Annotated in this window: 2 tRNA genes and 2 rRNA genes; all 4 read right to left on the reverse strand. The window is 40.6% G+C overall.

Annotation, left to right across the window (positions count from 1 at the left end):
• Positions 1-107 (reverse strand): 23S ribosomal RNA (locus BW139_RS18130); the annotation flags it as partial.
• A gap of 304 nt (positions 108-411) precedes the next feature.
• Positions 412-487, reverse strand: a tRNA-Ala gene (locus BW139_RS18135).
• Positions 488-598: 111 nt separating this feature from the next.
• Positions 599-675, reverse strand: a tRNA-Ile gene (locus tag BW139_RS18140).
• A 76-nt stretch (positions 676-751) separates the two neighbouring features.
• Positions 752-830 (reverse strand): 16S ribosomal RNA (locus BW139_RS18145); the annotation flags it as partial.

Genomic DNA, 830 nt, shown 5'->3' on the forward strand with positions numbered 1-830 from the left:
AGTCTCAAGTGCTTTTTACTAGCTTGACTAGGCTTATCGCAAGTTAATACGTCCTTCATCGCCTCCAACTGCCAAGGCATCCACCGTGTACGCTTAGTCACTTAACCATACAACCCAAACGGGTCTTTGTTTTGTGACAGTTTAACTTCGCCAGAAGTTAATATTGAATACTAAAGTAGATACCAATCAACAAACGAAACGTTCATTAAATGGCACTGAATGATACTGCTATCATTCTTTTTTACTTTTGAAAACTCTGTACAAATAACAATGTTATTCATACGAATTTTATTATCAGCTTTTCCAAATTTTTAAAGAGCAGAGAATCAAAAACTTCTCAAAATTAAACACACTCTATTCTCAGGTGATTGTGCTACCCGATAAAAGAATATTTATTTTTAAGAAGTAAAGTGGTGGAGCTAAGCAGGATCGAACTGCTGACCTCCTGCGTGCAAGGCAGGCGCTCTCCCAGCTGAGCTATAGCCCCACATATGCTGGTCTTACTGTTTGTATACCGACTTCTTTTTAAGACGAGGCGTAAGTTGAGGTCGTTTAGTTCACTAAACAACGAAGCTTACAACGAAGTATTAAGAAGAAGTGGTGGGTCTGAGTAGATTTGAACTACCGACCTCACCCTTATCAGGGGTGCGCTCTAACCAGCTGAGCTACAGACCCAAACAATAAGTGTTGTTCTCTTTACAATTAACAATCATCTGTGTGGACACTACGAACAAATAAGTTCTAAATCGTATAAGGAGGTGATCCAGCCCCAGGTTCCCCTAGGGCTACCTTGTTACGACTTCACCCCAGTCATGAATCACTCCGTGGTA

It is taken from the genome of Pseudoalteromonas sp. SK18, assembly GCF_001974855.1.
Taxonomy (GTDB): Bacteria; Pseudomonadota; Gammaproteobacteria; order Enterobacterales; family Alteromonadaceae; genus Pseudoalteromonas.